The organism is Halonotius sp. F2-221B, assembly GCF_046719765.1.
Lineage (GTDB): Archaea > Halobacteriota > Halobacteria > Halobacteriales > Haloferacaceae > Halonotius.
In genome coordinates this window covers 47,437-72,964 of record NZ_JABEBY010000001.1, presented here as the reverse complement: position 1 = coordinate 72,964, position 25,528 = coordinate 47,437, and the positions used below count along the sequence as shown (strand labels likewise).

Here is a 25,528-nt window from a genome sequence, read left to right as displayed (position 1 = left end):
GACGCTCATATGTCCGGCGTGTTCGGACGCTCACTCCGCAGGCTGGCCGCGGTCGTCGGTCGTCGACGGGGGCTCCTCGAAGGCAACACCGTTGATATCAAACCGTGCTCCGCCGGATTCGCTGTCGGTGACCGTGATCGACCACTCGTGGGCCGCAACGATATCGCGGACGATCGCCAGCCCGTAGCCGGTGCCGTCGGCATCGTGGGCCACCCCTTCGTCGAAGATCGTCGCCTGTTCGCTTGCTGGGATCCCGACGCCGTCGTCGGCGACAGCGAAGCCGTCGGCGGTCGCGGCGACCCGGACGGTCACCCCCTCGCCGCCGTGTTCAACACAGTTGCGAAACAGGTTTTCGAGGAGCCGCGACAACTGCTGTGGATCCGCGCTGAGCGTGCCATCGGCCGCAACGACCAGCGATGCGTCACCGGTTGCCACCATCGCCCACGCCTTGTGTGCAGCCGTGTCGAGCGCGACCGGTTCACGGGTTGGCTCCTGCCCGCTCCGTGCCATGGCGAGGATATCTTCGATAAGCGTCTCGGCACGTGTGAGCGCCGTGTCGATCTCATCGAGCGCGTCGCCCGGATCGTCGGCCCGGCGGGCGAGTTTGACGTAGCTTGTTGCCACCGTGATCGGCCCCTGGAGGTCGTGGCTGACGCGGCTGGCAAACGCGTCCAGGCGATCGGTTTTCTGCTGGAGGGCCTCGGCGGTGGCGGCCTGCTCGGTGATATCGCTGAAATAGAGGATGCGGCCCGTCGTGCCATACCCCTGTGGCACGGGCTGCTCGTCGTAATCAAACACCAGCGTGGTTCCATCGGCTGCAACTTCGAGTTGACTCTCGGTGCCATCCACCACCGAGTTGAGTGCCGGATTTGCCTCCTGCAGCTCCGAGACGGTCATCCCCAGCGTGAGTGTAAACACATCGGTCGCCGCCTCGTTGGCATCCGAGACGATCCCCTCGGCGTTGACGACAACAACCGGATCGGTCAGCGCGTCGACGACCCGCCGCAACGAGTTCGGCGAAAGCCGAAACAGATTGAACCGCTTGATCGTCGCCGCCACCAGCAGGCCCGCAATCGACCAGCCGAACGGTGTCGGATCGAAGTATGGTGGGACGAGTTCGAACAGCTTGATCAGCCCGGGAACCATCGCCGCGGTGATCAGCAGTAGGACAGTTCCGGCTTGCAGCCGCCGAATCGTCGTCGTCGCCCGAATCAACTCTCCGATCGCCAAGCCGGCTGCCATCACCACCAAGAGCGGACTCCCGATCACATTGAGCGGCAGCCGAAGCGAACCCGGCTCGGCCGGCACCATGATCTCACCCGTCTGATAGGGGTTCGCAACGGTGTAGATCAGCTCCGCGGGATTGAACCACGACAACACGAACAGCAGCCCGACCGGGACGAACAACAGCAGATACGCCCTCGGGATCGGTTCCCGAAACGTAAACTCGTAGGCAAACGCAAACGTCGCAATCGATGCCGACGGGACGGCGATGATGAACACGTTCGTGATCGCCAGCCGCAGAGCCGGCGCGTCGACCAGCGCGATCAGTCCAAACGACACCGACCACACCATGCCACACAACATGGCGAACCGAAACCACCGGACGACGATCCCCTGTGGCTCGGTTCGGAGCCAATAGACCACGAACCCCGGGATGATCCCACCGGCGAGCATCACCAGCCCAGCCGTCGTCGGCGACAGTACTCCATCCATCCTTGTGTGTTGTATCCAATACGGGTCGGAGACACTAGATAAAAAACATTGTGCGAAAGCGGGGTAGAATACAGTGTCTCAGCACCCCCCGGCGGTCGTGACAGGATATCTCCCCACCCATCGCTGTCGGTAGTACAATCCAAGCGATACCTTCGTATGCCGGTATAAGTTTGATAAGGTGTTATCCCATTGACCGGATTGCAGACTGAAAGAAGCGGTGACCGGGCAACGAAATCGCGGCAGACGGCGAGACTGACCACCAACTATGGGCACAAACGCGACACAGCAGGCCGGCCAAGACAGCTTGTCGACGCCGGCGAAGCTCCTGTTGATCGATGACGACGAGCAGTGGCTGACACTGGCGAGTGACCTGCTGACGGAGACCGCACCGGACTTCGATGTGATCACGGCGACAAGTCTCTCGACCGGCCGCCAACAGTTTACCGAGGCGGCCTTCGACTGTGTCGTCTGTGACTACCGGCTGGGTGATGGGACGGGTCTCGAACTCCTCTCGGAGCTACGAGACGACCATCCCGAGCTCCCCTTCGTGCTCGTGACGAGCCGCGGTGATGAGTCGGTCGCCGCCGACGCGATCAGCCAAGGGGTGACCGATTACATCCCCAAGGAGCTGATCCGCGAGGATTTCGATCACCCCGCGGAGTCGATCTTCGGCACCCAGCTCCGGAAGGTCGTTCGCTCCTATCGCCACCAGCGTTCGCTGCAACAGGAGCGGGAGCTCAAGACGACGGCTGTCGATCTGTTGACGACGATGTCGAACCAACAGGAGCTCTACCGGCAGTTCTGCGCGCTGTTGGCCGACGACTACGGCTACGACGGCGTCTGGATCGGCACCGTTGGTGCCGGTGGCCGGATCATCCCGCGGGCGATCAGCGGCTGTGAGACCTACGTTCAGGCCTTGGATCTCTCCGGCGACGGGCGCGACCGGTTCGATCCGGCGATCCGCGCCCTGGAGACCGACAGCGTCGCTGTCGCCGCCGTCGACGACGAAACCGAACCGTGGGCCGAGCAGTGGGCAGCCGCAACGACCGGCTTCGAGTTCGAAGCCGGGGTCGGCGTCCCCATCGGCGACGACCGCGTGCAGTTCGGCGTGCTCGGTGCCTACACAACCCACCCATCGGTTACCGACGACCAGCGTGACTTGCTCCGGGAGTTCGCCCGGCTCATCAGCTACACCATCCGCACCGACGAGTGGACGGAGTCGCTGATCGCCGACGAGCCGGTGACCCTGGAGATCGAGATCGACGCCCCGACCGAACCGCTGCTTGCGTTTGCCAGCCAGCTTCCTGCTGACGCCGAGCTAACGGTTCGCTCGGTCGCCGAACACAAAGACGGCCAACTGCTGTACTCCGTCGGGATTAGCGGTGCGGTGCCGGATGACTGCCGGGAGCACGTCGCCGCCAGCGACTACATCGAGCTGTACGACACCACAGCAACGGCCGACGGCCACGAGTGCCGGTTTCTGGTCACCCCACCAACGCCGGAAAGCATCGCCCGCGAGTACGGAACCCAGTTCGAGACGATCACGATCAAGGATGGGCTCCGGACGATCACCGGCTACCTCTCGACGGACGCCGCCGTCCCGAATTTGCTGGCCGACCTCAGATCGACGTTCGAACACACGACCCTTACACACGTAACCACAGCTATGACAACACCCCGGGCAACCACCACGACGACCGCACAGCTACTCGACCCACTCACCACCCGCCAGCGGGAGATCCTCTCGCAGGCGTACTACGACGGCTACTTCGAGGAGCCACGGGCAATCAACGCGACCGAGCTCGCCGAGCGGTTCGGCATCGCTCGCGCAACGTTCACCCAACACCTCCGGAGTGCCCAACGAAAGCTCTTTGCGACCATCTTCAGCCAGGAGGGCCACCAATGAGCGCGACGGTCAAACACCTCTCGGCGTTCCAGCGCGACATCCTCTATGTCGTCTCGGATCTCGAGACCTCCTACGGGCTCGGCATCAAGGAGGCCCTTGAGGAGTATTACGGCGAGGATGTCAACACGGGCCGGGTCTACCAGAACCTCAGCACGCTCGTCGAGGAGGGCTACCTCGAAAAGTCCGCCATCGACAAGCGAACCAACTCCTACACACTCACCGAGAAGTCACTGCAGGCGATCGAACAGCGACACCGCTGGCAACAGACACGGGCCGACGGACAGCTGGCCGGCTGAACAGTACCAACAGCCAAACCGCAATCGCTGTCGCAGTACCACGCGGGGAAGCGATAGTTGCGGGCGGTCAGCACCCGTCCGACGCGCCGTCCTCGTAGCCGGCCGCTGCCGCCCACTTCGCCTCCGGCGGGGTCGTCGCGGGCTCGCTGGCGGCCGTCGGCGTCTCGGCAAGCACAGTTTCGATGACAGCTACCGCCGCCGAGAGGCCATCGATCGCTTCGGTCTCGCGCTCGTTGTTCTCGTACGCGCCGGCGTTGGCGCGCCGAACAAAGGCTTTGAGATGCGTTTCATCAACATCCGGCGGGAGGTCGGGTGTACCGCCGGATCGCGTAGGTGTCTTGTTGTCCATGGGGATCAGTAGGGTGAACTATCGGTGTGTTTGGTGTTGACACTGGTTGCACTGGTGATAACACGCTGGAGCCTCAAAAAATTTGACAAATGTTGCACCGTACTACAATGTGTTGTCTGGTATACTTTCAGCTTTGGTGATAGATGTTGCCGGAGCGCGGCCATGCGTGTGTCCACCCCAGCAGCACCGGATGACAGCCGAAAATACCCTCGCCGCGGTCAGTTAGGCTTCCAGCTCATCGAGGATCGGCCGGAACTTGAGTTCGACCTCATCCCACTCGGCGTCAGGGTCGCTGTCGCCGACGATCCCGACGCCGGCAAACAGCGTCGCCTGCCGCCGGCTCGCCACCGCTGACCGCAACCCTACGGCAAACGTCCCGTTGCCGGCGGCATCGATCCAGCCGACCGGGGCGGCATACCAGCCGCGATCAAATGGTTCGGTCTCCCGGATTGTTTCGAGGGCGCGATCCGGCGGCAGCCCGCCGACGGCGGGCGTCGGGTGCAACGCCTCGACGACATCGAGGACGTGGGTGTCGTCGGCCAGCTCGGCGGTGATCGGCGTATAGAGGTGTTGGACGGTTGCCAGCCGCTTGATCGCGCGCTCACCGACCGAGACTGATGCCGCAAACGGGGACAGCTGCTCGCGGATCGTCTCGGCGACCAGCTCGTGTTCGTGGACGTTTTTTTCATCGGTCAACAGCTCCTCGGCCAGCCACTCGTCCTCGGCGGGGGTCTCCCCCCGGCCGGTTGTCCCGGCTAACGCGCCGGTTTCGACGGTACGGCCCCGCAGCGACACCAGCCGCTCGGGGGTCGCACCGAAAAACGCCGCCGGGGGGTCGCTGTCGGGTTCGACGAGAAACCGCGTACAGTCGGGATACTTGTCGCTCAGCCGAGCGAGGATATCGGCCACCGCAAGGTCGTCACCGAGATCAACTTCGAGTGCCTGGGCGAGGACGACCTTCTGTAGCGTCCCGGCATCGATCCGTTCGACCGCGTTGCGGACGGCCTGCCGCCAGCCGGTCGGGGTCGTCGTCCGGCGGCGGTCGGTGATCCCCGGCCGTGGGGCGGCAGCCGTCTTCTCCCCATGCGACAACAGCCGCTCGCGCTCCTCGTCGAGTTTCGTCTCGACGGCGGCCGGTGTCGCTGATGGGCCGACGGCGTTGACCGTCAGCCAGGGGCCGCCCTCGGTCTGTGTGACCTGCACGCGCGGGAAGACAAACCGGGCGTCGGGAAAGCCGGCCCACGGCGAGGTGTGGTCGTCGCTGGGGGTGTCCCCGTCGGCGGCGTCGGTTCTACCGGCACCTGTTTCCTCTGTGGTCTCCTCGGCATGGAAGGCAAAGCCGCCGAACAGGCGCGGACAGGCGGCTTCCGTACCGGCGTGAACATCGCCGGTTTCGAACAGCCGCTCGGCGGCCGTCCGAATCCCCTCGAATCGATCCGCGCCGTCGGCGGTCAACGTGGCTGCCGCACCGCCGGCGACCACACGCGCCTCATCGGCCGCGTTCCAAACCGTTCGCGGCGGCTCCATGGCGTCCAACAGCGTTCGAAACGACGGCACGGAGCCCGCGAGTGGAACCGACCGACTCACCAGCCGCGGGTGGTCGGTGGTGTGCGGCGATTCCATGCACCGATGAATGGTCGCGTCGCCCTTGAGGGTGACTATCTCACCGACCTCTCGTCGGGGGACACCAGCCGCTGTGGCCCGTGTTCTCACCGGGTGGCCGTCGGCGGCAGTTTTAAATAGGCACCCCCGCAACCACCGGGTGTTCAAATGCCGAAAGTCGAGATCAACATCCCGGAACACCTTGAGATGCAGATCACCCAACTGATCGACGAAGGGGAGTTTATCAACCGCGAGGAGGCGATCGAAAACCTGCTGTCGACGGGGCTGAAAGCCTACAAGACCAGCGGCCCGATGGACGACGACGCTGATCTTGAGGACGACGGGATGATGGGCGACGACGGAATGATGGGCCACGACGACGAGTACGTCTTTTAGCCACCCGCCGCGATGGGTCGTCTTGCCCGTTGACCACGCCCATAGCCACGGCGTTCCCAACAACGCTTAAATCCGAACCGTCCATAGGCCGGGTATGCACAAAGACGAGCTACTCGAACTACACGAGCAGATGGTGCTGATCATGGAGTATTTCCGCTCCCAGGAGTCGGTTGACGCCTCCCTGTTCGACCCCTACGACGAACTCGATGTGGAGCCGGATCACGTCCACAAATCGAAAAGCGAGCACAAACACGCGGTGTTCGTTCTCGGCAACGCCCTCGCGACGGCGATGAGCGAAGACGAGTTCTCCAACGCCGGCCGGGTCGGCAAACGCATGAAGGAGCTCGCCGACGACGCCGAGGGCAAGATCTGATCGCGGTCGACAGACACACCCAAGTATCAACCGCCGGTAGCGAGGGGTAGGATGGCTCTGTCGGCCTCGCTTCCGGTCGCCTCGGGGTTGCTGGATGGCCCCCTGTTGCACCGTCTGGCGGTGACACTCGCTGTCGCCCTCGCGGCTGCCGGACTCGCCGCGATGGGTCGGCCGCGTGTGTGGTACCGCCACCTCACCGACCGCCTGCTGGGTGGGGTGCCGTGGGGGTCGCTGATCGTGGCGGCGATCCTGCTTGCGGTGTACGGTGGTCTACAGGATGGATTTGGTTCAGCCGAGCCGATCGTCCTTCCGTTTCGGGCCTGGAGCTATCTTGATCCGGTCGGGATGCTGATCGCCGGGCTCGCCCACTCGAATACGAGCCACCTGCTTGGGAATCTGTTGGGCACGTTGCTGTTTGGGTCGCTGGTCGAATATCTGTGGGGCCATCACACGACGCGCCACACCGACACGCGACTGCTGGCGGCGTGGACACACCCTGTCGTTCGCGCTGTCGTGATCTTCCCGGCGGCGGCGATCCTCGGCTCGATCGTCGGCTCGCTTGTCGCCCTCGGCCCGATCATCGGGTTTTCGATGGTGGTGTTTGCGTTTGTCGGCTTTGCGCTTGTGCAGGCACCGGTGCTCACTGTCGTGGTGAGCGTGAGCCAAGGTGTCGTCCGCCGGCTGGTCGACGCCGTCCAGACCCCAGAGCAGATCGCCACCAGCGGAACCACGTACTCGACGCCGTGGTTTGCCTCGATCGCCATTCAGGGCCATGCTGTGGGGTTGTTGGCCGGCGTCCTGATCGGGCTTGGCTACCAGCAACTAACACGACGAACCCGGCCCTCGGCTGGTCGGCTGTGGGTTGGTGTCCTGTTGTTTGCCGTCGAGCGATCGCTGTGGGCGGTTTACTGGTATCGCGGCAACAACAGCTATGTCCTCTATCGGGCGATCGGCCTGGGGTTGGTGTTTCTGTTGGCGACGCTTGTCACCTACGCGGTCGTCGCCGACGACACCCCGTTTCTCGCCGAGTTCGCGGTTGACAACCCCACGACGTTTCTGACCGATCTCACGACGATCTCGAACCGGCAAGTCGGGCTGTTGCTGGTGGTGGTCGCCGGTGCGATCCTCGTCGGCCCGGCGGTGGCGACCAACGCGACGACAGCCGCCGACGGTGAGCTGCCGGGTGAACCGATCGAGGTGCGCGGCTATGAGGTGACCTACGGCGAGAACGTCACCAACGGTCAACTCAACGTGATCGACATCGAGGGGGCCGGCGAGTCGACCCGGCTCAACACCTCGGGGGTGATCGTCCGCAACACCAACCGCCATATCTGGTCGACAGCGGTCAGCAGATCCGCGTTGGCAAACGACGGCACGGCGGAGATCCGCCTCGGCGGGCTCACCTGGGAGGAAACAGTCACGGCGAGTCGCACCGGCTGGCAGACTGTCGGTGGCGACACCACGTACCGTGTGACGCTCAGCCACGACAACCGGACGCGACCGCTGTACACCGCCGGCGTTGTCGAGGCTGAGCCGATCGTCGCCGGCCAACGTGTCAGCCTCAACGCGACCCCGACCGGGTTCAGCGTCGGCGTCAACGGTTCGGTCGCCGCGCTGCCGGCCCACAACGAGTCGACAACCCTCGGCCGACTCACCCTCCGCCGGCAGGACAGCCGACTTGTCGCCGTCAACAACCGCACCCAGACGGCGGTGCGGGTCGCAAACAAGGTGAACTGAGTCGATTCACGTTGGCCACTCAGCCACCCATCGTGTACACCGCCCCCTCTCACTCAGTTCTCCCACTCGATCCGGTAGACCTCGGTGTCGATCTCGCCGCGCTCCGCGTCGTGGTGCTCGAACTGCTTGTCGACCGGGAAGGCCGCACTAAAGGCGTGGGTCACCTCGCCGCCGTTGTCGGCAGCGAAGGCCTCGATAAACTCCTTGCTGCCGGCGTTGTGCACCGAGTACGACACCGAGGCGACCGCGGCGACCGTCGACAGAAAGCCGCGATCGGCACCCGCCTGGCCGTTCTGGGCTCCAAACGGCGGGTTCATGACGACTGTGACAGGTTCTGGGATCGACAGCGGGAGCTGTGTGGCGTCGGCCTGCAGCCAGTGGATCGGCGTGCGCGTGCCGACCCGGCGGCGGTTCTCGACGGCCGTCGCCAGCGGGCCGCCGTCAAGTTCGACGGCGATGACACGGGCCGGCCCGCGGAGGGCCGCGCCAAGCGTGAACATGCCGGTGCCAGCCCCCAGATCGAGCACGGTGCGGCCCTCGATGTCGTCGTGGAGATCGGCCAGATGGACGACGTGGGCGGCCAACGCCGGCGGCGTCGGATACTGTTCGAGGGCGGCCTGTGGATCCTCAAAGCCGGCGACAACGGCGAGTTGGCCCTCAAGTTCGCGTTTGGTCGCCATCACGACCACCCTGCTGTCGCGGCTCGCCGGTCGGCTGTGCGCTGTCGCCATCGCCGGCCGGCGCGGCTGTCGGTGTGCATGCCTGACCGTATTCGATACCGCGTGAAAAGTCTACGGCGCGCCCTGGTCGGCGGTCGGTCAGTAGGCGGCAACCCACTCCGAGTCGGTGCCGCCGAGAACGGCATCACAGTCCGGACAGGTGATCAGACAGATGGTGCGGCCGCGATGGCGTTTCTCGTCGTCGAGAATCTCGGTCAGCCACGCGCCGGATGGTTCCTCGCTGTGGTCGCACTCGGGGCAGGTCGGCATGCTGCTATTTTCGACTGGTGTGATAATAATACTATCTATGGGCTCATATCGGATACATATTGTCCTACTTGCGCTACAAAAGTCCGAATAAAGTCCCCAATCGTTCAAAAATAATCCAAAATATAAGATGGTAGGGCAGTCCCGCTACTGTGGTGTCGTCGTCGCGGTGCTGAGTCGCTCGCGGTCGTGCGGGGCTGCGAAGTTGAGATCCGGGCCACGGGCGATGATCCCATGCGGTGTTACGTCCGGGTGAGTCGTGTAGTAGTGTTCCTTGATGTGGTCGATATCGACCGTCTCGGCGACGCCTGGCTGTTGGTACACATCACGGAGGTACGGCCAGAGATTGTCGTACTGGTGGATGTACTGCACGTTGCACATGAAGTGGGTGTGGTAGACGTGATCGAAGCGAACGAGGGTTGTGAACATGCAGATATCGGCCTCGGTGAGTTGATCGCCGGCGAGGAATCGCTGATCGGCCAGCAACTCGTTGTAGTGATCGAGCGCATCAAACAGTTCGTCGATGGCCGCGTCGTAGGGGCCCTGTTTGGTCGCAAAGCCGGCCTTGTAGACGCCGTTGTTGATCGGCTCGTAGATGTCGGTGATGAGCTCGTCGATCCGCTCGCGGTTCGATTCGGGCGCGAGATCGATATCCCGCTCGGCGACATCGCGGAACCCGGTCGTCAACATGCGAATGATCTCGCGGGACTCGTTGTTGACGATGGTTTCCTCCTTGGTGTCCCACAGCACCGGCACCGTCACGCGGCAGGTCGCATCCGGGTCGGCTTCGACGTAGAGTTCCCGCAGGTAGTCGCTGCCGTGGAGTTTGTCCTCAGTGCAGCCTTCTTTTTCAGGGCTGAACTGCCAGCCGTCATCGCCGCGGTAGGGATCGACGACCGACACGTCGATGGCGTCTTCCAGTCCCATCAGCGCGCGGACGAGCAGCGTCCGGTGGGCCCACGGGCAGGCATACGAGACATAGAGGTGATACCGGCCGGCTTCGGCCGCAAAGCGGTCGTCGGGTTCGGCGTCGATGTGGTCGGGCACGTCGCTGCCGGCGATCCAATCGCGGAACGGGGTCGTCTGTCGCTCGAAGGCTCCCTCCTCGTTGGTCGCCTGAAAGGTATCGGTTCGCCACTCGCCGTCGACAAGCATGTTCATGAGTGGGTCTCTCTCGGGTGCCGACAGGCAAAAGCGTTCGCTGCGGTTACATCCACGTAACCGGCCCGAAAACGGCCAGCATCCACGGTTGCGATGTGGCGATAGGCGACCGCAACCGACTTGTACCACCAACAAATATTACGAGGTGGTATGTCCGAATCCGAATTCAGTGGTTTCAGCAGCGCAGGCGAGGCGGAAGTGACCCGCGCAATAACCGAAGAGTTCAGCGACGAGTTCATGGATTTCACCGAGAGCGACGTGATCATCGTCGGCGGCGGCCCCTCCGGCCTGATGGCCGCAAAGGAACTGGCCGAACAAGATGTCAAAGTGATGGTCGTCGAGAAGAACAACTATCTCGGCGGCGGGTTCTGGCTCGGCGGCTTTCTGATGAATACGCTCACCGTCCGCGAGCCGGCCGATGAGGTGCTTGATGAACTCGACGTACCCCATCAGGAAAGCGAGGAAGTCGACGGCCTCCACACCGCCAAAGGCCCGCATGCCTGTTCCTCACTGATCAAAGCCGCCTGTGACGCAGGCGCGAAAATCCAGAATATGACCGAGTTCACGGATATCGTCGTCCGCGAGAACCACCGCGTCGCCGGCATCGTGATGAACTGGACGCCGGTGCACGCGCTGCCGCGAGAGCTCACCTGCGTCGACCCCATCGCCGTCGAGAGCGACCTCGTCATCGACGCGACGGGCCACGAGGCGGTCGTCGTCTCGAAACTCGAAGAGCGCGGCGTCCTCGACGCGCCGGGGATCGAACACGCCAAGGAAAACAACACCGGCATGGATCAATCGGAGGACGGCGAGTACGGCGCGCCCGGCCACGACTCACCCGGCCACGACTCGATGTGGGTCACCGAAAGCGAGGATGTCGTCGTCGAGGAGACGGGCAAAGTCCACGATGGCGTGATCGCTACCGGCCTCGCCACGGCAACGACACACGGTCTCCCGCGGATGGGGCCGACATTCGGCGCAATGTTGCTGTCCGGCAAACGCGCCGCCTCGGTCGCGCTTGACGAACTCGGGAAGGATGGTGCCGCCGTCGACTTCTCGGCGTCACCGACGCCGGCTGACGACTAGCGACGACCGACAGCCGATAGCGGCTGGTTCCCGCTGACACACCGTCCATCCATCGCTACCTTACACGACATCGCGGACGACCGCGGCGACCGTCGGCGCGTCGGGGCCGAGCACGTACGAGATCGGTTCGATCCCGTAGTCGCCGGTCTGATAGAGCACGAATGTCTCGGTCAGGTCGGCGTCGGCGACAGCCTCGCCGATGGTCGCCGCCAACTCCTCGCTGGCCTCCGAATCGAATTCGATGGTGCTGTAGCCGGCCGCTGCGAAGTCGGCGATCAGCTCTTCGTCGTAGGCGATGTTGAGGCCAGCACGTACGTCGACGCCGTGCTCGCGGGTCGCAAGCAACACCGAGGCGGCGTGTTCGCTGACGCCGAACTCCGGCTCGGCGGGGACGGTTGCGCGGCCCTTGATATCGAAGATCCGGCCCGGCACGCCGGCTACGTCGTCGACGGTAGTTCCTTCCGGGAGGCACTCGACGAGATTCGAGCCGACATTCGGAATGAGGGTTGCAAACCCGCTCATGCTCGTCAGCGTGCGCAGCCCGCGGCGCACCGAGGAGCGCACCTGCTCTGTCTGTCGAATGCGGCTGTCAGGGTCGTGCACGGAGAAGTCGATATCAGCCTCCGCAAGCTCCGGCATCGCGTTTTCGTGGAGGTCAGCCAGCAGGTCGCCATCTTCGAGCTGGCGGATCAACACCTCGATTTCGACAAGGGCCTGCACGCGACTCATATCGCCGGTCGCCAACCTGTCGGCGACGCGTTCGACCAACTCGACGACGCGATCGTCGGCCGCGATGGTCTCGTTGTGGGCGACCTCGCCGTGGGCGTATTTTGAGACGGCCGACTGACTGATGCCGAGGGCGTCGGCGACCTCGCGTTGGGTGAGCCCGCGGTCGCGGAGGGATTCGGCCAGCAGCGACCGGATCGTCGGCAGGAACTCCTCGACGACCAGTTCCTCGATGAATTTCATACTCTGTGTCTTGCCGGGCAACCGATATCAGTGTCGTGGTTTGTCGTTCGTCCGGCGTTCAGCGTTCGAACTCGGGGTCATCCTGAATCTTCGAGGCTTTTGGGCCGTCCTGATCCTGATACTTCGAGCCGCGCTCGGCCCCATACGGACGCGTCGATTCAGATTTCAGTTCAGTAAAGACGAGTTGGGAGACTCTCATCCCCGGCGAGAGCGCGACCGGCGCGGCGCCGAGATTCGAGAGTTCCAGCGTGATCTGCCCCCGGTACCCCGGATCGACGAAGCCGGCGGTATTCGAGAGGAAGACGCCGCCGCGGCCGCCGAGGAAGTTCTCGATAACCCGGCCGCGCGGTTGGACTTCGAGATCGTAGGTCGGTTCAACGCGGTCGGTTTTCTCGACCGCGGCTACCCGGTCGAAGACGATGTCGCCGTCGAGCAGATCATCAAGGCGGGCCGTATCGACACCGGCGTCGGCGTAGATCGCGCGGAAGCGTTCGAGCGTGTCGCGCTTTACCGACTCGTACTCGCGGTTCTCGACGTTCGAGATGCTCGATTTCGAGCTGTAGCCCATCGCGTCGGCTGCGTCGGCCATCGTGAGCCCGGCCTCGGTGCGATACTCCCGGAGTAGCGCGCTCGGCGTCGGGACGTACTGGCCGCGTTTGTGGGCGTCCATCGAGAAATCAACACACCACTCGGTCATCTCGTTGTAACAGTCGCTCGGTTCGATGTACATCTCGCGGTCGCGGCTGTACAGCGAGGTGGTGTAGCCGAGCCGCGTGCCAAGATACGCGGCGCGGTTGGCCAACTCCGAATTGGCCGTATAGAGGGTATCTCGGTTCTCGCGCCGGCTGCCGTCGCCGTCGATCAGCCCCTCGTAGAGGGATTCAAGCACGGGCGTCGGCCAGTCCCACGCCGCGTCCGGGATCGTCTTTTCGCCCCCGCTGCCACAGAGGTCGCGCACGATTGCTGACCAGAGGGCCGAACAGACGGTGACGGCAGTCACACCACTGTCGTGTTCGTCCCACGACAGCGATGCGTCCCACGACGCAAAGAAGTCGGCGAACCGCTCGACGTAGGCCTCGGTTTGGTTGTTAACGACGACCTGTTTCCGGCGGGCGTACCCCTCGGCGATATAGAAGCCGAGACACCAGCCGAATTCCTCGGTGACGGGGAGATTACGAGGAAGCCGAAGCGTGCTCTGTTTGAACGCAACATCGAGGTCGGCGGGTGCAGCCGTCGGCGTGACCGCGGTTGCCGGCGCGCTCGACTGCTGTTGGTAGTGGTCTTTCGATCCCTGTGGAACCGACTCCCAATCGACCGCGCCGAGCCCATCTGACGCGTAGACAGTGAGGTCGTCGTTGTCGAGGCGGTCAAGGAGGTCGATGGTCGGCGTTTCGGTCTCGGCTTCGGGGAGTTCGCCGGGCGTCATCACGAGTTCGCCCTCGGCCGCTTCGCTTTCGATCCGTGTGACGCCGCCGTGTTCGTCGAGGGTAAACAGGTTGTGGTCGCGTGTCACCAACACCTCGCGTCCGGATTCGAGTTCGACGCGGTAGATGCGTTTCGTCGGGTTTTCGATGTAGTCGGAGACCCGATGGGTGCTGACGCGCAGGGTTTTCGGGTCGAACGACACGGCATGCGCGGGCTGTTCGTTCTCGACGATCTCGCCGATCTCGTAGAACCCGAACCCGTCGGCCGGCGTCCAGAGGAAGACCTCCTCGTCGTACGGCAGCGACGCATGCACCACAACCGCAAGACGGCCCAGCGATGAGCGGCCCTCAACAGTGGCAACAAGATCGGATGGGATCTCAACACGTTCCTTCGTTGTCCCGAGCACGAAATCACCAGGATGGAGAATGAACTCCTCGCCTTCTTCGACGTAGGTTTCTCGGACGTACTCATCGACCTCGTCGGCGCGGTCGGGGTGAATACAGGGGATGTTGGTGCGCTGGAATTCAAGGAATTCGGAGCCGAGCCGCATGTCGATGCTCGCCGGCTGGACTTGGGTGTCGAGATCGTCGATGGGGTCGACGACGAGGTCACCCTCCTCCAAGCGTTCGAGCAGATCGGTATCCGAGAGGATCATGCCTCTCAGAGTGCGGCCAGCCGGCTAAAAACCAACGTAATCCGCCAGCGATCTCGCTCGGCGTGCCGATCCATAGCCTCTTGGCGACGCCATCGCAACACTGGGTATGAAACAGGTCATCGCCGCTCGCACCGATCTCGGGATGGGCCAGGGCAAACTTGCCGCCCAGGTCGCCCACGCGTCGCTGTCGGCCTACGAGGACACCGACCCAAAAACACGGAAGGCATGGAAAGGCGGCGGCCAAAAGAAAGTCGTTGTCAAGGTCGACGGCGAGTCCGCGCTGTTTGAGCTGGCCGAGGCAGCACGCGTCAAGGGACTGCCGAACGCGGTCATCCGTGATGCCGGCCACACGCAACTTGATTCGGGGACGGCGACGACGGTTGCGGTCGGTCCTGGTGACGAGGAACAGGTTGACGGCGTCACCGGCCACCTTTCGTTGTACTGACGGCGACGCCGAGTCGGGCACGCGATAGCAGTTGCGGGAGTTGTTTCGGGGTGTTGAGCGGCCATACCGAGGCACGCTGGAATATGTATAAAAATCGGGCTGCAAATCCGGATCTAAGCGTATTATTTCATTAAAGTTGGGCAAGGACTAAGTAATGATAAATAGTTCACAGTAATGGTGTTACCGAATGACACAGGTGATCTGGATCATCGTTGCAGCATTGGTAACGTTCACCGTGGGATATCTCGGGTACTCACGGTACCTGTCACAGTTCGTTGAACTGGACGAGGACGCGGAAACACCGGCACACAAGTATGAGGATGGACAGGAGTATGTCCCCTCAAAGAAACCGGTATTGCTTGGCCACCACTTCTCAAGTATCGCTGGTGGAGCTCCCATCGTTGGCCCGATCACGGCCGGTGCGGTGTGGGGTTGGGTACCCGCGCTGCTGTGGATTGCGATCGGGAATCCGTTGATGGGGGCTGTTCATGACTTCATCTCGTTGTCAGGGTCGCTCCGCCACGAGGGGAAGTCGATCGGATACATTATCGGTGAGTACGTTGGCGAGCGTGGCAAACAGATGCTGCTGTGGTTCGCCTTCCTGACGATCATTCTCGTCGTGGCGGTGTTTGCGCTTGTCGTTGGCATCGTGTTCAACGCGTATCCCGAGGTGTCGACAGCTTCGACCGTGTATATCGGCTTAGCACTGCTGTTCGGCCTCTACTTGTACCAGTTTGATGGTCCATTTATCCCTGGAACAGTCGTCTTCGTTGCGGGTGTGTTCGGTGCTGTCTGGGTTGGGATGGAGTACCCAGTTGCCTTGTTCGAGCCGACCGCCGAACGGACGGCAGAACTCGGTGTGATCGTCCTACTCGGCGGTGCCGGCCAGTGGGTGCCCGGAGCAGCAGCACTCGGTGCCAACACGGCAGCATGGATCCCAGTTGTGATGGTGTACGCCGCTATCGCCAGCGCGCTCCCGGTTTGGACGTTGCTTCAGCCTCGGGATTATCTCTCATCGTTCCTGCTGTACGCGGGTGTTGGCGGTGCGATCGTTGCGATCATCGTTGGAACGTTGTTGGGCACGTCAACCGAGCCGCTCGTGATCGACTCCTCGCTCGGGGCGTTCAACGGCTTCTGGGGCGTTGAAGGCGTGTTCTTACCGCTGTTCCCACTGCTGTTTATCACGATCGCCTGTGGGACGATCAGTGGCTTCCACTCGCTGGTCTCCTCAGGGACGACAGCCAAGCAACTGGACAAGGAGACCGACGCCCGACTGATCGGCTACGGCGGGATGCTCGGTGAGGGACTGCTGGCATCGGTCGCTCTGTCGGCACTCGCCGTGTGGGGCTTCGCGGATCCTGCTGGCGGGATCGGTGCCGCACTCCCGAACTTCGCCTCCGGTGGTGGGGTGATCCTCACGAGCCTTGGCATCCCAGAAACGGTCGGAGCCGTCTTTATGGCACTCGTCCTGGTTAGCTTCCTGCTAACCTCAACCGACACCGCGGTTCGCCTTGGCCGCTACATGATGGAAGAGATCGTCGGGCTCCCGGCCGGTCAAACCGACACGGGGCTCAATCCGACGCAGGAAGACACCCTGCTCGACAAGATCGGCTCGATTGCCCGTGGCCGCTACACCAATCCGCTGGTGCAGACCATTCCAGCCTACCTGCTCGTTGTCTCCGGCCAGTGGGTGACGCTGTGGGCACTGTTCGGTGGTGCCAACCAGCTGTTGGCCGCTCTCGCCTTGCTCACGGGAACCGTTTGGATCGCCAACTGGGATGCGACGAAACAGCTCGCCACTACCGGTGTCCCGATGGCGTTGATGGTAACTATCACCGTGCTTGGACTCGCATGGTTGGTGTTCTACGAGAATCTGTACAGCAACCTCTATCTCCATTTCACCGGCGCGCTAGAGGAGCCCCTTGCGGCGGAAGCACTCGCCTCCTCGGCGGTGCAAGCCATCCTCGGGCTGGTGTTGATTACGCTCGCGTTGTCGTTGGTGCGCATCGGCTACCGGAACATCCAAGAGGTGCGATCCGGAACCGACCGCGCCGCGGTGAATCCAAGCGACGACTAAGCTGTCGCTCCGCTATTTTTCGTGGAATGGCATGACTCCTGCAGTCACAGGTGAAGATTCGTGTGGGTTGCGGTGCTATCGCCAGAACCGCTTTGCAACCTGTGAGAGCAATCCTTCATCCGATTCGGGCACATCATCCCAGAGCCGGAAGGCTGCCGCGGCATCGGCTGTCTGGCTGGCAACGCAGTTCTCGGCATCGGGAGCCACGACAATGAGATTCACCTCGTAGTGACCGTAGTAGCCAAACTTCAGCAGCGTCCGATCCCGGAAGTCAGACACGTAGTCGGCGACTGCATCCGGGATGGCCTCGGCGATGACAACGAACGTGATGTCGGTACCGTAATGTTCCTCACTTGGCTCGATCCACGCATCAGCAAGGTCGTGGCCTTCATCGACGAACGTCTGCAACGTCTCGACAGTCGGGCGATCGATCCGTTGGACAAACAGGTGCTCTTCGGTTTCATGATCGGCATAGCTCAATGCTGGGTGGAAGAACTGCTTTTGCGTTTTGGCGCGAAACTCCCCGTACAGTCGCCATTCCCGGCCGGCTGCCGCATAGTCTTTTTCGAGGTCGTAGTTGTACAACAGCCGTCCGGCAACCGCTGATAGATACTCATCGTTCCACTCGGGAACGGCCTCACGGATCGCCGCTGGTACCTCTTCGGCCTCTCTGCTCACAGCCACCTACACAGAAAGTAGATACAAAAACCCGGCGGGGAGATTTAAGTTTCCAGAAATTCTACACGATCATCAATGAGTGATACACAAACTGAAGCCTGTGGTCGGTGTTCGATGTCGACCGTTGTCGACGCCGTTGCCGACGACGAGTCGAACGCGGATCGAGACCCCCTTACCGGTGATCAGATTGAGGTTTCCGAGACCACTCTCAGTCGCGTCGCTCCCGGGGCGTGGCTTGGTCGAGTGACGACTCGGCTCAATGAGGTCGCCCAACAGTTGACCTACAATCGGTAACGACGACCACTCACGTCATCGTCACCGCATAGGTCAGCGTAAATATGAGGATCGCTGCCGTAGCGACGTTGATGGCCGAAAACGCCACCACGTCAAGAAACGAGAGGCCGCCGATGAGCGTCCAGCCGAGCAGCGTCGACAACACGGCGTTCAGTCCAAGGAGCACACGCGGATCGCCATCCGATGTCGCGATCCCTTCGCCAAAACCACCGTCATCGGCACTCATACCACATCATCTTTCGTTTGACACTTAGTTTTTGATGCCGCCGCCCCTACAGCGGGTATGCACCCCTCCAATCGTGACGGCGTCGCCGTTGATCCGGTTCCGTTCGTTGTTGTCTCCGGGCTTGCGGCTCTCATGTTGCTCTCGTTTGGCCCGCTGTACGGGCAGGCCCTCGGTGTCTCGTTGTCGGTCGCACTGTCAGCCTCGGTCGGGCTGACCGCTGTGGCCGCCGGCGTCGCTTACTACCGACACATCTGGACGGCTCAGCCGGCCGTCGACCGCGCGCTGTCGGTCGGATTGCGCGCCGAGCGACTCTTTCAGTTGATGGTTATCCTTGCGGTCGTGTTCGTCGGGCTTGCGATCCCCCTGATCGTCTGATCACGACGGGCTGTGCCGCTCACTGGTTGTGCAGTGCGTCTACACAGCACCAGTATTATTGTATGTACGGCTGACACCAACGGGGATATGGGACTCCTTGACTCACTAACCGACGCGCTTTCCTCGCCGTCGCCCGCGGAGCGTCCCGATGACGGCTCCAATGGGGCCTACTGGTGTGATGACTGTGCCAACCGCATCCGTGATGTCGACGTAGACGGCGAGCCGGTGTGTCCGGACTGTGGCGCGGAGATGCGGTTTGAGCGAGCCACCGGGCGCGACTGTGCCTGCTGATCAGGGTTCTCTGAGAACAGTCTCCTCGCCTTCCTCGGTCGGAAACGGGTGCGACTCCGGCGACACAGTTGTCTCTGTATCAACGAACGTGTTGGTCATCCCCGTCTCAATGGCTGTTTCGTCGTAGTCGGTACCGATGAAAACGAGTTCCGTGCGGCGGTCGCCGTGCTCCTCGTGCCACGGTAGGTCGGGACGGTTTGATCGGTACATCTCACGGTCAACGGCTGGGAGGCTGGCGATCCACGGCCCCTGTGCGGTCGCTGTGATCGATGGCCCTGCTTGGCTGATCGTGATCCGGGTGTCACTGCCGGCTATCCAGATGGTTCCTTTCGCCCGAATCACGCCTGTCGGCAACTCACGGAGAAATGTCGCAAACTGATCCGGGGACACCGGCTGGTGGCGACAGATGGTTGTCGACGAAACGCCGTACACCTCGTCGGGATGGGTGTGACCGTCGTGCTGTTCGTCGCTGTGATCGTGGGCATGTTCGGCTTCCTCCTCGTCCAGTGCTCGCTGCCACCCTGGTAGTGAATCGATGGCGGTGGCAGCAAAGCGATCGATCCCGAGCAGTCGATCTGGCTCAACGGCGGAAAACGTGGTTTCGATCTGTGTGGCGGTGGGCTGGAGGCCTCCAACCAGCGACCGGGCTTTGGTCAACTCGTCGTCGGTGCACTGATCGGCCTTATTCAGCAGGACGACATTTGAGAGCTCCACCTGCTCGACCAGCAGATCCGACAGGGGTCGATCGGCGTCGGTGCCCCGGCGTTCCGGCACCGCGGTGTCACTGAACTGGTCGAGAAACAGTGGAGTGTCGAGGACGGTGACAACGGCGTCAACATCGTACAGGGCGGCGACGCGTGATTCGGTCGTGAACAACTGCGCGATCGGGGCTGGCTCGGAGATGCCCGACGGTTCCACCACGAGATGATCAAACGACCGATCGCGGGCCAGCCTGACGACTGCAGTTTCAAGATCATCCTGTAGCTCACAGCAGATACAGCCGTTCGATAGCTCCGCGACGCCGTCGTCAATATCGAGCTCCGAGCCGTCGGCGACGAGTTCGGCATCAACGTTGACGCTTCCCATATCGTTGACCAACACCGCAAGCTCAGTTTCGTCGGCTGTCGACAGCAGATGATTCACCAGTGTTGTCTTCCCTGCACCAAGACTTCCAGAGAGGAGTGTCACCGGAATCACATCACTCATGCCGCACCGTAGCAGGCGAACCCCGTTAACTCTCACCCAAGACTGCGTGTTCCGTGCACGGCGGTGTGTCCAAGGAGAGGGGAGCCGCATCAGATTTTAATTGTTGTTTGTCATGATAGTTGGTATGCGACTCGCTGAACGGATCGATCGATTTCGGACGACGCTGAAGCAGTGGCTTCGCGGGCTCTATCACGGGATGATCACCCATCCAGCGTATGAGAAGGTCGAAAAAGAGGCCGAAGACACGGAGGATGCGTTCATGCTTGCGTGTTTCCCCGATGCCTTTGGCATCCCATCGCCGGTGTCGTACTACACCGCCGAGTTGCTTCCATATCTCGAATCCGAATTTGAGGGGTGGGAGCGGCGACTGTGGGATCGTGACTCGTATGTCGAACGGAAGGGACAGCAGTATCACTTCTGATGGAACCGTTTGTCTTCTTTGGCGGCAAGGGCGGGGTCGGCAAAACGACGGTCTCCAGCAGCTACGCGCTCAAATGCGCTCGTGACGGCCACGACACGCTGGTGGTTTCAACCGACCCAGCACACTCGGTCGGCGATGTGTTCGACCAATCGTTCGGCGATGAGGCCACCCCGGTCGACGGCGTCGAGAACCTCTGGGCGATGCAGATCGATCCGGACGACGAGGTCACTCGCCATCTCAACGAGCTGCGACAACAGCTGTCCGAACAGGTATCAACGGCGATGGTCTCGGAGATCAACCGCCAACTGGAGATGGCTCATGGGACACCAGGAGCCTACGAGGCAGCACTGTTCGATCGGTTCGTCGAGGTGATGCGGAATGCCGAGCCGTATGACCGCGTTGTCTTCGATACGTCCCCAACTGGGAGCACACTTCGGCTGCTCGGGTTGCCGGAGTTGCTGGAAGACTGGATCGACCGGCTGATGCAGAAACGGAAGGTTAGTATCGATCTCTTCGAGAAAGCAGCCGTCGGAAACAACGAGCCGCGACGCGTCATGGAGGGTGATCCGGTGTTAGCGCAGCTACAGGATCGGAAATCCTTCTTCGAGTTCGCCGGCGAGACCCTCCAGTCAGATGCAGCGTTCTTCCTCGTCTTCAACCCTGATGAACTCTCACTCAACGAAACAGCCCGGGCGATCGATGACCTCGAAGCAAGCGATCTGTCGGTTCGTGGCCTCATCGCCAACAAGCTGACGCCCGCCCCGGATGACGATGAAACCGGCCGCGGCGCGCGGTATCTCCGAGACCGAATCGAGACTGAATCTAAGCGACTCACTCGCGTCCGCGAGGAATTTGGCCCGGAGCTTGTTGCGACAATCGAAACCCGAACCGCCGAGGTGAAAGGTGACCTGTTGGCAGCTGTCGCCGATGAGATCCAGATCGATACCACCGTTGACCCGCCATCAGAGGTGGAGCATCAGTAGTACCCATCAGTCAGCCACAGGTAACCGATAGCATCCACAGGATTTGAGTTCTACCCATCAAAACAGTGCAACTATGCTCGATGAGGGAGCGGTACTCGATACCTTCCCCGACAGCCCGGTGCCAACCACCGCGTTGGCGGATTTGGAGGGTCATGAGGCGATCCTGACGGCGATACCGATCACAGCAGAAGCCCACGGCGGCCGAGAGGTCTCCGAACGGGTGTTGGTGCAGACGGAAGCCGCCGCCATCGTTGCCGTCTACGAGGATGACGGCTGGACGGTCGACCACCGTATCACCGCGGCCAACCGCGACAGCGGCGAGGTATTTCAGGAGGCGATGCTCCGCGCTCAAGGCGACAGCAGCCTCGTTGAGTCGCCGGATGACACCGAGCCATAACCCAGGGGTATCCTGCCTGTTTTATTATCCTCGACCGTGAAGACACCTCCCAGAGAATGCCGGCTCCGATCGCTGTACTCCACGTTGAGGACGACAGCCAGTTTGCGGAGCTGACACGGCGGGGTATCGAACGCGAACTCCCCGCTGTCACCGTCGAGACCGTTGGCAACGCCAACCAAGCCTTCGATCGGATCGCTGCCTCCCGCCCGGACTGTGTTGTCTCGGACTACCAGATGCCGGGCCGCAACGGGATCGAGTTTCTCACCGAGCTTCGGGAGGAGTACCCGAAGCTGCCGTTTATTCTCTACACCAGCAAGGGGAGCGAAGCCGTCGCCAGCGACGCGATCTCCGCCGGTGTCACCGACTACATCCAGAAGGATGCCACGACCGAGCAGTACGAGCTGCTTGCCCGCCGGATCGAACAGGCCGTCGCCCGGCGGCGCGCCGAACGCGATTACCGGGAGATCTTCGAGAAGGTACCCGCCGGGCTCGTCGTTCACGACCCCGACACCGGTGAGATCGTCGACGCCAACCGCCGGTTTTGCGAGCTGCTGGGCCATGACCACGAGGACGTAATCGGGATGACTGTCGGCGATTTCTCCGCCGATGAGCCCGCCTACGCGGCGGGGAAAGGCCACAGCAAGATCCGGGAGGCCGCCGCCGGCGAGCCCCAACGGTTCACCTGGCGCGATCAGACCAGCGACGGCGAGACGTTTCCGGTCGAGGTAGTGCTTGAGCGCACGGCGATCGGCGGCCAGGAACGCGTCCTCGCGTTCGTTCGTGATCTCAGCGACGACGATCCGGAGTGATCTCAGCGACGACGATCCCGATAGGGTCGACGGCCTGACTGATCGGCTGGCTTTTTGTCCTCGCCGCCCCACCTCCCGGTATGGTTTCGGCTCTCTTCGATCCCGACCGCTGGGAGGCGGTCGGCGACTTCGCGTTCGACGATATCACCTACCACCGCGCTATCGACGTGTCAGCGGTGCGGATCGCCTTCGACCGCCCCGAGGTGCGCAACGCCTTCCGACCCGGCACGGTCGACGAACTCTACACCGCCCTGGATCACGCCCGCAAACAGGCTGATATCGGCTGTATCCTGCTGACCGGCAACGGCCCAGCGGAGGACGGCGGCTGGGCCTTTTGCTCGGGTGGCGACCAGTCGGTGCGGGGTGGCTCGGGCTACGAGTACCGCGACGACGACGCGGCGAGCGAGGACGACGACCCCGCAGTCCAGCAGGCCAAAGCCGGCCGGCTCCACATTCTCGAAGTCCAGCGACTCATCCGCACCATGCCGAAACCCGTCGTCGCCGTGGTGCCGGGGTGGGCCGTCGGCGGCGGCCACTCGCTGCACGTGATCTGTGATCTCACCCTCGCCAGCGACGACCACGCCAAGTTCCTCCAGACCGACCCCGACGTGGCCTCCTTCGACGGCGGCTTCGGCTCGGCGTATCTCGCCAAGCAGATCGGCCAGAAGAAGGCCCGCGAGGTGTTTTTCCGCGGCAAAACCTACTCCGCCGAGGCGGCCGCCGACATGGGGATGGTCAACGAGGCGATTCCGCACGAGGAACTGGAGGAGGTAGCCCTCGAATGGGCCGCGGAGATGACAGCGAAGAGCCCGACGGCGATGCGCATGCTGAAGTTCGCGTTCAACGCGACCGACGATGGGATGATGGGCCAGCAGGTCTTCGCCGGCGAGGCGACGCGGCTGGCGTATATGACCGACGAGGCGAAAGAGGGTCGGGATGCGTTCTTAGAGGATCGGGAGCCGGATTTCGACGAGTTCCCGTGGCATTACTGACGTACGTAAAACAACCGTTCGGCAGTCGGCTGAATCGAGGAGAGACGTTGCTGCGTCGGCATTATCCCGGATTCTGTCACCCGATTACGAACCGAGTTCATCGAGGGGAATTCGATCGAGTTCGATGGTATCGTAATCCTGCTCAGTAGATAGCACTGATTCGTCGGTGACAATCGCAATCCCGGCATGGATCGCGTCGAACGGGGTGAACCCCTGCTCGGCAGCGAGCACCGCAGCCGTGAGCACCGCTTCCTCGTGTTCGGGCGGTTGCACGGGAACTAGCTCGACGAGGTCAGCGACGACACGCCCGATGTCGACGGTGTAGTCGGCGGCCTCGGGATCGTACGCAACCACGAAGAATTCGGTGTAGGCGGTTATCGACGTGTGAATATCGTCGTACTTCTCCAGTGCGTCGAGTGCGGCGTCCTGGAGCCAGTCGTCCTGTTTCGCTAGGCCCATCAGAAAATCAGTTTCGACGTACATCCGCTATTCGGACGTCTGCCGTTCACGGTCGTCTATCTCGGCGTCTATCTCAGCCTTCGCAGTCGCAATCGATTCGCCCTCGATATCATCGTGGTCGATGTCCGCGAACGCATCGCCGACGGCATCTCGAAGCCCTTCGATCGGGTCGTCATCGACCGGTAACAACACGACGTGGGTCGGGAGTTCGACGATCCGGTAGCGATCCCCGTAGCGATCCCGCACATCTTTTGGGAGGTAGATCCGTCCCCGCTCGTCGGCTGTTGTTCCCATGAATAGTAGTACGACCGTGTCTCACGTAATATTTTCCCGTATAATTGGGGGTGTCGACGTAGAGCTGACCACTACAGAACAGTCAATAGCTGTCGAGGACGGCCACCTGGAAAAAGTCACGCGACCGCTATTGCCCGACAGCAGCAGGATCGTCAACGAACGTCGTCACTAACTCCGCCACATGCTCCGGTTCCGACAGCAGGCCAAGATGACCGACATCCTCGATATCGATGAGGCGACTCTCCTGGTGGGCATCGACGACGGCGCGGGCTCCCTCCGCGAGATGTCGTGGGCCATGCTCGCCGGTCAGCAGCAGCGTCGGCGTCTCGAAATCAAGTGCCGGTAGCTCGAAGGTCTCCACAGCCTCCAGTTCCCGAATCACCGTCTCGACCCAGTCCATGTTGATCTGCTCGGGCCACCATGGCATCGCCGTCACGTCAGGTATTCCGCTGCCGGCTTCGAAAAACAGCCGCATCGCCTCGGTGTCACTGCCCTCGTCGGCAAGCGATCGCACCTGTGCGCTCAGCGGTGGGTCGGCCGATTCGCCTACCGTGACCGCTGGTTCATAGAGGATGAGCCGGCTGATATCCACCGTCGGCGCGGCCGCAAGCGCGACCAACCCGCCGAAGGAGTGGGCCAATACCACCGGCTCGCCATCGACAGCGTCAACGAGAGCCTGTAGATCTGCAACCTCTCGATTGAGGCTGTAGTCGTCGCCGTCGCCGCTGGCCCCGCGACCGCGGCGATCCGGCACGGTGACGGTGTAGTCGGCAGCGAGTTGGGAGACGATCGGCTGGAGGCTCTCGCCGGTGGCGGCACTGCCGTGGAGAGCGATCAGCGGTGGGCCGTCACCGTCGTGTTCGACGGCGATCTCGGTACCATCTGCCGCGGTGACCGTTTCCATGCGAGCGAATGGCGGCTCCA

At 62.4% G+C, this 25,528-nt stretch carries 30 protein-coding genes and 1 pseudogene; 16 read left to right on the top strand and 15 right to left on the bottom strand.

Annotated features, from left to right (window positions below):
* Positions 1 to 30: 30 nt before the first annotated feature.
* Positions 31 to 1,716, bottom strand: coding sequence for a histidine kinase N-terminal 7TM domain-containing protein (locus HKK80_RS00405; RefSeq protein WP_411797635.1), 1,686 nt, complete (start codon positions 1,714 to 1,716; stop codon positions 31 to 33).
* 265 nt (positions 1,717 to 1,981) lie between these two features.
* Here HKK80_RS00405 and HKK80_RS00400 point away from each other — a divergent pair, with 265 nt between their 5' ends.
* Together HKK80_RS00400 and HKK80_RS00395 are read left to right on the top strand one after the other, a co-directional pair.
* Positions 1,982 to 3,622, top strand: a complete 1,641-nt coding sequence (locus tag HKK80_RS00400) for a helix-turn-helix domain-containing protein (RefSeq protein ID WP_411797634.1) — start codon at positions 1,982 to 1,984, stop codon at positions 3,620 to 3,622.
* A complete protein-coding gene (locus HKK80_RS00395; protein WP_411797633.1) occupies positions 3,619 to 3,918 on the top strand; it encodes a helix-turn-helix transcriptional regulator in 300 nt (99 codons plus the stop codon). The genes HKK80_RS00400 and HKK80_RS00395 overlap by 4 nt, the downstream gene beginning before the upstream one ends.
* A gap of 67 nt (positions 3,919 to 3,985) precedes the next feature.
* Here the strand turns inward: HKK80_RS00395 and HKK80_RS00390 are convergent, their stop codons facing one another.
* Complete coding sequence (locus HKK80_RS00390; protein WP_411797632.1) at positions 3,986 to 4,267, bottom strand: hypothetical protein; 282 nt, start codon at positions 4,265 to 4,267, stop codon at positions 3,986 to 3,988.
* A 222-nt stretch (positions 4,268 to 4,489) separates the two neighbouring features.
* Complete coding sequence (locus tag HKK80_RS00385; RefSeq protein WP_411797631.1) at positions 4,490 to 5,890, bottom strand: isochorismate synthase MenF; 1,401 nt, start codon at positions 5,888 to 5,890, stop codon at positions 4,490 to 4,492.
* 147 nt (positions 5,891 to 6,037) lie between these two features.
* On the opposite strand from HKK80_RS00385, the gene HKK80_RS00380 reads away from it, so the two are divergent.
* From HKK80_RS00380 to HKK80_RS00370, 3 genes are all read left to right on the top strand, one after another.
* The gene (locus HKK80_RS00380) at positions 6,038 to 6,265 is read left to right on the top strand and encodes a hypothetical protein (protein ID WP_021039956.1); all 228 of its coding nucleotides are present in this window, start codon (positions 6,038 to 6,040) and stop codon (positions 6,263 to 6,265) included.
* Between the two features lie 94 nt (positions 6,266 to 6,359).
* On the top strand, positions 6,360 to 6,638 hold the full coding sequence (locus tag HKK80_RS00375; protein WP_411797630.1) for a UPF0058 family protein: 279 nt from the start codon (positions 6,360 to 6,362) through the stop codon (positions 6,636 to 6,638).
* Positions 6,639 to 6,689: 51 nt separating this feature from the next.
* Positions 6,690 to 8,375, top strand: coding sequence for a rhomboid family intramembrane serine protease (locus HKK80_RS00370; RefSeq protein ID WP_411797629.1), 1,686 nt, complete (start codon positions 6,690 to 6,692; stop codon positions 8,373 to 8,375).
* 53 nt (positions 8,376 to 8,428) lie between these two features.
* Here the strand turns inward: HKK80_RS00370 and HKK80_RS00365 are convergent, their stop codons facing one another.
* The 3 genes from HKK80_RS00365 to HKK80_RS00355 form a co-directional block, all read right to left on the bottom strand.
* Positions 8,429 to 9,055 carry an METTL5 family protein gene (locus HKK80_RS00365; protein ID WP_411797783.1) on the bottom strand — a complete coding sequence of 209 codons (627 nt, stop codon included), beginning with the start codon at positions 9,053 to 9,055 and terminating at the stop codon, positions 8,429 to 8,431.
* Between the two features lie 138 nt (positions 9,056 to 9,193).
* Positions 9,194 to 9,364, bottom strand: a complete 171-nt coding sequence (locus tag HKK80_RS00360; protein ID WP_411797628.1) for a hypothetical protein — start codon at positions 9,362 to 9,364, stop codon at positions 9,194 to 9,196.
* A 144-nt stretch (positions 9,365 to 9,508) separates the two neighbouring features.
* Positions 9,509 to 10,522, bottom strand: a complete 1,014-nt coding sequence (locus HKK80_RS00355) for a glutathione S-transferase family protein (protein ID WP_411797627.1) — start codon at positions 10,520 to 10,522, stop codon at positions 9,509 to 9,511.
* A gap of 150 nt (positions 10,523 to 10,672) precedes the next feature.
* On the opposite strand from HKK80_RS00355, the gene HKK80_RS00350 reads away from it, so the two are divergent.
* A complete protein-coding gene (locus HKK80_RS00350) occupies positions 10,673 to 11,608 on the top strand; it encodes a sulfide-dependent adenosine diphosphate thiazole synthase (protein ID WP_142444529.1) in 936 nt (311 codons plus the stop codon).
* 60 nt (positions 11,609 to 11,668) lie between these two features.
* Here the strand turns inward: HKK80_RS00350 and HKK80_RS00345 are convergent, their stop codons facing one another.
* From HKK80_RS00345 to dcd, 3 genes and pseudogenes are all read right to left on the bottom strand, one after another.
* Positions 11,669 to 12,577 (bottom strand): thiamine-phosphate synthase family protein, encoded by a 909-nt coding sequence (locus HKK80_RS00345; RefSeq protein WP_411797626.1) that lies wholly within the window; start codon positions 12,575 to 12,577, stop codon positions 11,669 to 11,671.
* A gap of 58 nt (positions 12,578 to 12,635) precedes the next feature.
* The gene (locus HKK80_RS00340; protein WP_411797782.1) at positions 12,636 to 14,315 is read right to left on the bottom strand and encodes a dCTP deaminase domain-containing protein; all 1,680 of its coding nucleotides are present in this window, start codon (positions 14,313 to 14,315) and stop codon (positions 12,636 to 12,638) included.
* Positions 14,304 to 14,657: pseudogene (gene dcd / locus HKK80_RS00335) on the bottom strand (dCTP deaminase); the annotation flags it as partial. The pseudogene dcd and the gene HKK80_RS00340, both read right to left, overlap by 12 nt.
* A 106-nt stretch (positions 14,658 to 14,763) precedes the next feature.
* Between dcd and pth2 the strand changes: the two are divergent.
* Both pth2 and HKK80_RS00325 read left to right on the top strand, forming a co-directional pair.
* Positions 14,764 to 15,102 carry a peptidyl-tRNA hydrolase Pth2 gene (gene pth2 / locus HKK80_RS00330; RefSeq protein ID WP_142444526.1) on the top strand — a complete coding sequence of 113 codons (339 nt, stop codon included), beginning with the start codon at positions 14,764 to 14,766 and terminating at the stop codon, positions 15,100 to 15,102.
* A 187-nt stretch (positions 15,103 to 15,289) separates the two neighbouring features.
* The gene (locus HKK80_RS00325) at positions 15,290 to 17,179 is read left to right on the top strand and encodes a carbon starvation protein A (RefSeq protein ID WP_411797625.1); all 1,890 of its coding nucleotides are present in this window, start codon (positions 15,290 to 15,292) and stop codon (positions 17,177 to 17,179) included.
* 75 nt (positions 17,180 to 17,254) lie between these two features.
* Here HKK80_RS00325 and HKK80_RS00320 read toward each other — a convergent pair whose 3' ends face one another.
* On the bottom strand, positions 17,255 to 17,857 hold the full coding sequence (locus HKK80_RS00320; RefSeq protein WP_411797624.1) for a hypothetical protein: 603 nt from the start codon (positions 17,855 to 17,857) through the stop codon (positions 17,255 to 17,257).
* Positions 17,858 to 17,932: 75 nt separating this feature from the next.
* Between HKK80_RS00320 and HKK80_RS00315 the strand changes: the two genes are divergently transcribed.
* The gene (locus HKK80_RS00315) at positions 17,933 to 18,151 is read left to right on the top strand and encodes a hypothetical protein (RefSeq protein ID WP_411797623.1); all 219 of its coding nucleotides are present in this window, start codon (positions 17,933 to 17,935) and stop codon (positions 18,149 to 18,151) included.
* A gap of 10 nt (positions 18,152 to 18,161) precedes the next feature.
* On the opposite strand, the gene HKK80_RS00310 is transcribed toward HKK80_RS00315, so the two are convergent.
* Positions 18,162 to 18,377, bottom strand: a complete 216-nt coding sequence (locus HKK80_RS00310; protein ID WP_411797622.1) for a hypothetical protein — start codon at positions 18,375 to 18,377, stop codon at positions 18,162 to 18,164.
* A gap of 57 nt (positions 18,378 to 18,434) precedes the next feature.
* On the opposite strand from HKK80_RS00310, the gene HKK80_RS00305 reads away from it, so the two are divergent.
* Together HKK80_RS00305 and HKK80_RS00300 are read left to right on the top strand one after the other, a co-directional pair.
* Complete coding sequence (locus HKK80_RS00305) at positions 18,435 to 18,752, top strand: hypothetical protein (RefSeq protein ID WP_411797621.1); 318 nt, start codon at positions 18,435 to 18,437, stop codon at positions 18,750 to 18,752.
* Between the two features lie 87 nt (positions 18,753 to 18,839).
* Complete coding sequence (locus tag HKK80_RS00300) at positions 18,840 to 19,043, top strand: hypothetical protein (RefSeq protein ID WP_411797620.1); 204 nt, start codon at positions 18,840 to 18,842, stop codon at positions 19,041 to 19,043.
* Here HKK80_RS00300 and HKK80_RS00295 read toward each other — a convergent pair whose 3' ends face one another.
* A complete protein-coding gene (locus tag HKK80_RS00295; RefSeq protein ID WP_411797619.1) occupies positions 19,044 to 20,249 on the bottom strand; it encodes a CobW family GTP-binding protein in 1,206 nt (401 codons plus the stop codon).
* A 124-nt stretch (positions 20,250 to 20,373) separates the two neighbouring features.
* Here HKK80_RS00295 and HKK80_RS00290 point away from each other — a divergent pair, with 124 nt between their 5' ends.
* From HKK80_RS00290 to HKK80_RS00270, 5 genes are all read left to right on the top strand, one after another.
* Positions 20,374 to 20,670 (top strand): hypothetical protein, encoded by a 297-nt coding sequence (locus tag HKK80_RS00290; protein WP_411797618.1) that lies wholly within the window; start codon positions 20,374 to 20,376, stop codon positions 20,668 to 20,670.
* Positions 20,670 to 21,653, top strand: coding sequence for an ArsA family ATPase (locus HKK80_RS00285; RefSeq protein ID WP_411797617.1), 984 nt, complete (start codon positions 20,670 to 20,672; stop codon positions 21,651 to 21,653). Before HKK80_RS00290 ends, HKK80_RS00285 begins: the two co-directional genes overlap by 1 nt.
* A gap of 73 nt (positions 21,654 to 21,726) precedes the next feature.
* Positions 21,727 to 22,050, top strand: a complete 324-nt coding sequence (locus HKK80_RS00280; protein WP_411797616.1) for a hypothetical protein — start codon at positions 21,727 to 21,729, stop codon at positions 22,048 to 22,050.
* Positions 22,051 to 22,106: 56 nt separating this feature from the next.
* Positions 22,107 to 22,859 (top strand): response regulator, encoded by a 753-nt coding sequence (locus HKK80_RS00275; RefSeq protein ID WP_411797615.1) that lies wholly within the window; start codon positions 22,107 to 22,109, stop codon positions 22,857 to 22,859.
* 80 nt (positions 22,860 to 22,939) lie between these two features.
* Positions 22,940 to 23,851, top strand: coding sequence for a 1,4-dihydroxy-2-naphthoyl-CoA synthase (locus tag HKK80_RS00270; protein ID WP_411797614.1), 912 nt, complete (start codon positions 22,940 to 22,942; stop codon positions 23,849 to 23,851).
* Positions 23,852 to 23,935: 84 nt separating this feature from the next.
* Here HKK80_RS00270 and HKK80_RS00265 read toward each other — a convergent pair whose 3' ends face one another.
* The 3 genes from HKK80_RS00265 to HKK80_RS00255 all read right to left on the bottom strand — a co-directional run bounded on the left by HKK80_RS00265 (position 23,936) and on the right by HKK80_RS00255 (position 25,508).
* Positions 23,936 to 24,334: a PIN domain-containing protein gene (locus tag HKK80_RS00265; RefSeq protein ID WP_411797613.1), complete on the bottom strand. Its 399-nt coding sequence runs from the start codon at positions 24,332 to 24,334 to the stop codon at positions 23,936 to 23,938.
* A gap of 3 nt (positions 24,335 to 24,337) precedes the next feature.
* Complete coding sequence (locus tag HKK80_RS00260) at positions 24,338 to 24,604, bottom strand: AbrB/MazE/SpoVT family DNA-binding domain-containing protein (RefSeq protein ID WP_411797612.1); 267 nt, start codon at positions 24,602 to 24,604, stop codon at positions 24,338 to 24,340.
* 127 nt (positions 24,605 to 24,731) lie between these two features.
* Positions 24,732 to 25,508, bottom strand: coding sequence for an alpha/beta fold hydrolase (locus tag HKK80_RS00255; RefSeq protein ID WP_411797611.1), 777 nt, complete (start codon positions 25,506 to 25,508; stop codon positions 24,732 to 24,734).
* Positions 25,509 to 25,528: the final 20 nt, after the last annotated feature.

What these genes read in the sequence shown, in the direction of transcription:
- HKK80_RS00405 (WP_411797635.1), bottom strand. Translation starts at nt 1,716, where the DNA reads ATGGATGGAGTACTGTCGCCGACGACGGCTGGGCTGGTGATGCTCGCC.
- HKK80_RS00400 (WP_411797634.1), top strand. Translation starts at nt 1,982, where the DNA reads ATGGGCACAAACGCGACACAGCAGGCCGGCCAAGACAGCTTGTCGACG.
- HKK80_RS00395 (WP_411797633.1), top strand. Translation starts at nt 3,619, where the DNA reads ATGAGCGCGACGGTCAAACACCTCTCGGCGTTCCAGCGCGACATCCTC.
- HKK80_RS00390 (WP_411797632.1), bottom strand. Translation starts at nt 4,267, where the DNA reads ATGGACAACAAGACACCTACGCGATCCGGCGGTACACCCGACCTCCCG.
- HKK80_RS00385 (WP_411797631.1), bottom strand. Translation starts at nt 5,890, where the DNA reads ATGGAATCGCCGCACACCACCGACCACCCGCGGCTGGTGAGTCGGTCG.
- HKK80_RS00380 (WP_021039956.1), top strand. Translation starts at nt 6,038, where the DNA reads ATGCCGAAAGTCGAGATCAACATCCCGGAACACCTTGAGATGCAGATC.
- HKK80_RS00375 (WP_411797630.1), top strand. Translation starts at nt 6,360, where the DNA reads ATGCACAAAGACGAGCTACTCGAACTACACGAGCAGATGGTGCTGATC.
- HKK80_RS00370 (WP_411797629.1), top strand. Translation starts at nt 6,690, where the DNA reads ATGGCTCTGTCGGCCTCGCTTCCGGTCGCCTCGGGGTTGCTGGATGGC.
- HKK80_RS00365 (WP_411797783.1), bottom strand. Translation starts at nt 9,055, where the DNA reads ATGGCGACCAAACGCGAACTTGAGGGCCAACTCGCCGTTGTCGCCGGC.
- HKK80_RS00360 (WP_411797628.1), bottom strand. Translation starts at nt 9,364, where the DNA reads ATGCCGACCTGCCCCGAGTGCGACCACAGCGAGGAACCATCCGGCGCG.
- HKK80_RS00355 (WP_411797627.1), bottom strand. Translation starts at nt 10,522, where the DNA reads ATGAACATGCTTGTCGACGGCGAGTGGCGAACCGATACCTTTCAGGCG.
- HKK80_RS00350 (WP_142444529.1), top strand. Translation starts at nt 10,673, where the DNA reads ATGTCCGAATCCGAATTCAGTGGTTTCAGCAGCGCAGGCGAGGCGGAA.
- HKK80_RS00345 (WP_411797626.1), bottom strand. Translation starts at nt 12,577, where the DNA reads ATGAAATTCATCGAGGAACTGGTCGTCGAGGAGTTCCTGCCGACGATC.
- pth2 (WP_142444526.1), top strand. Translation starts at nt 14,764, where the DNA reads ATGAAACAGGTCATCGCCGCTCGCACCGATCTCGGGATGGGCCAGGGC.
- HKK80_RS00325 (WP_411797625.1), top strand. Translation starts at nt 15,290, where the DNA reads ATGACACAGGTGATCTGGATCATCGTTGCAGCATTGGTAACGTTCACC.
- HKK80_RS00315 (WP_411797623.1), top strand. Translation starts at nt 17,933, where the DNA reads ATGAGTGATACACAAACTGAAGCCTGTGGTCGGTGTTCGATGTCGACC.
- HKK80_RS00310 (WP_411797622.1), bottom strand. Translation starts at nt 18,377, where the DNA reads ATGAGTGCCGATGACGGTGGTTTTGGCGAAGGGATCGCGACATCGGAT.
- HKK80_RS00305 (WP_411797621.1), top strand. Translation starts at nt 18,435, where the DNA reads ATGCACCCCTCCAATCGTGACGGCGTCGCCGTTGATCCGGTTCCGTTC.
- HKK80_RS00300 (WP_411797620.1), top strand. Translation starts at nt 18,840, where the DNA reads ATGGGACTCCTTGACTCACTAACCGACGCGCTTTCCTCGCCGTCGCCC.
- HKK80_RS00295 (WP_411797619.1), bottom strand. Translation starts at nt 20,249, where the DNA reads ATGAGTGATGTGATTCCGGTGACACTCCTCTCTGGAAGTCTTGGTGCA.
- HKK80_RS00290 (WP_411797618.1), top strand. Translation starts at nt 20,374, where the DNA reads ATGCGACTCGCTGAACGGATCGATCGATTTCGGACGACGCTGAAGCAG.
- HKK80_RS00285 (WP_411797617.1), top strand. Translation starts at nt 20,670, where the DNA reads ATGGAACCGTTTGTCTTCTTTGGCGGCAAGGGCGGGGTCGGCAAAACG.
- HKK80_RS00280 (WP_411797616.1), top strand. Translation starts at nt 21,727, where the DNA reads ATGCTCGATGAGGGAGCGGTACTCGATACCTTCCCCGACAGCCCGGTG.
- HKK80_RS00275 (WP_411797615.1), top strand. Translation starts at nt 22,107, where the DNA reads ATGCCGGCTCCGATCGCTGTACTCCACGTTGAGGACGACAGCCAGTTT.
- HKK80_RS00270 (WP_411797614.1), top strand. Translation starts at nt 22,940, where the DNA reads ATGGTTTCGGCTCTCTTCGATCCCGACCGCTGGGAGGCGGTCGGCGAC.
- HKK80_RS00265 (WP_411797613.1), bottom strand. Translation starts at nt 24,334, where the DNA reads ATGTACGTCGAAACTGATTTTCTGATGGGCCTAGCGAAACAGGACGAC.
- HKK80_RS00260 (WP_411797612.1), bottom strand. Translation starts at nt 24,604, where the DNA reads ATGGGAACAACAGCCGACGAGCGGGGACGGATCTACCTCCCAAAAGAT.
- HKK80_RS00255 (WP_411797611.1), bottom strand. Translation starts at nt 25,508, where the DNA reads ATGGAAACGGTCACCGCGGCAGATGGTACCGAGATCGCCGTCGAACAC.